We start from the raw sequence: 1850 nt of genomic DNA, 5'->3' as shown, positions 1-1850 counted from the left end.
ACCGGCGCGGTGGTCGGCCAGCAGCCGTTCGGCGGCGCGCGCCGCAGTGGCACCAACGACAAGGCCGGTTCGCCGCTGAACCTGCTGCGCTGGGTGTCGCCGCGCACGGTCAAGGAAACRTTCGTGCCGCCGGCCGACTACCGGTACGCGCAYATGGCGGTCTGAGCAGCCGCCCAGCTTTTCTAGCAACACCACCACGGAGAAGAAGAGATGAAGCGAGCCACCCTGCTGTCCGCCCTGGCGTTCAGCCTTTCCACGTTTGCCGGCGCTGCCAGCGCCGCGATTTCCGGAGATGTCGTCAAGATCGGCGTGATGACCGACCTGTCKGGCGTCTACCTTGACTACGCCGGCAAGGGCTCGGTCGAAGCCGCCAAGCTGGCCATCGAGGATTTCGGCAATGGGCTGCCGGGCAAGAAGATCGAGCTGGTTACCGCCGACCACCAGAACAAGGCGGACATYGGCAGCGCCAAGGCGCGCGAGTGGATCGACCGGGACGGCGTCGACGCCATTGTCGACCTGCCGAACTCGTCGGTCGCGCTGGCCGTCTCGCGCATCGCGTCGGAGAARAAGCGCATCTCGCTGATCACTGGCGGCGCCAACCTGCGCCACACCAACGAGGAATGCTCGCCGTACATCGTCCACTATGTGTATGACACGTACGCGCTGGCCAACGTAGCCGGCAAGGCCATGGTCAAGCAGGGTCTGAAGAGCTGGTATTTCCTGACGGCCGACTACGCGTTCGGCCAGTCGCTGGAAACCGCCACGGCGGATGTGGTGAAGGCGTCGGGCGGTACGGTGGCCGGCAACATCAAGCACCCGCTGAACGCATCGGACTTCTCGTCGTTCATCCTCCAGGCCCAGGCCAGCAAGGCCCAGGTGGTGGCGCTGGCCAACGGCGGCGGCGACACCATCAACGCCATCAAGGCGGCCAACGACTTCGGCCTGCCGCGCAACCAGACCCTGGTGGGCCTGCTGATGACCATCAGCGACGTGCACAGCCTGGGCCTGAAGCTGACGCAGCGCATGAAGCTGACCGATGCCTGGTACTGGGACCTGAACCCGCAGACGCGCGAGTTCGGCGCCCGCTTCTTCGCCCGCATGAAGCGCATGCCGAACATGGTGCATGCCGGCACGTACTCGGCCGTGCTGCAGTACCTGAAGGCCGTGCAGGCGGCAGGCAGCGACGATTCGGACGCCGTGATGGCGGCGCTGAAGAAGGCCAAGATCAACGACGCGTTCGCCAAGAACGGCTACATCCGCGCCGACGGCCGCATGATGCATGACATGTACCTGATGGAAGTGAAGGCGCCGAACGAGTCGAAGACGCCGTGGGACTACCTCAAGCTCGTGGCCACCGTGCCGGCTGAGGAAGCCTTCCAGCCGCTGTCGCAATCGCGCTGCCCGCTGGTGAAGAAGTAAATAGACGACAGCCATGCTTTGCTCCCCTCTCCTGCCGCTTTCCCGCAGACGGAGGGGAGCCAACCGGCAGCCTATAAGAGACTCATGCAAACCAACGTACTAGAAGTCCGCAACCTGACCAAGTCCTTCAAGGGCTTCACGGCGGTCAGCGGCGTGGACCTGCAGGTGCGACGCGGCTCGATCCACGCATTGATCGGCCCCAACGGCGCGGGCAAGACGACCTGCTTCAACCTGCTCACCAAGTTCCTGGAGCCGACCACCGGCACCATCCTTTTCAACGGGATCGACATCACCCGCGAGAAACCGGCGCAGATTGCGCGGCGCGGCGTGATCCGTTCGTTCCAGATTTCCGCCGTGTTCCCGCACCTGACCGTGCGCGAGAACGTGCGCATCGGCCTGCAGCGCCAGCTCGGCACCTCGTTCCAGTTCTG

At 64.7% G+C, this 1850-nt stretch carries 2 protein-coding genes; both read left to right on the top strand.

The window, feature by feature from the left end; translation table 11 throughout:
* The first annotated feature begins 210 nt into the window (after positions 1–210).
* On the top strand, positions 211–1419 hold the full coding sequence (locus AB4Z27_RS28830; protein WP_092296814.1) for an ABC transporter substrate-binding protein: 1209 nt from the start codon (positions 211–213) through the stop codon (positions 1417–1419).
* Between the two features lie 84 nt (positions 1420–1503).
* Positions 1504–1850, top strand: a 347-nt coding sequence (locus tag AB4Z27_RS28825) for an ATP-binding cassette domain-containing protein (RefSeq protein ID WP_441645961.1), incomplete at its 3' end; no start/stop codon positions are given.

Source organism: Cupriavidus sp. KB_39 (assembly GCF_052114485.1).
In the GTDB taxonomy this organism is placed as follows: domain Bacteria; phylum Pseudomonadota; class Gammaproteobacteria; order Burkholderiales; family Burkholderiaceae; genus Cupriavidus.
The sequence above is the reverse complement of the archived record's forward strand: the minus strand, read 5'-3'. Positions and strand labels throughout refer to the sequence as shown.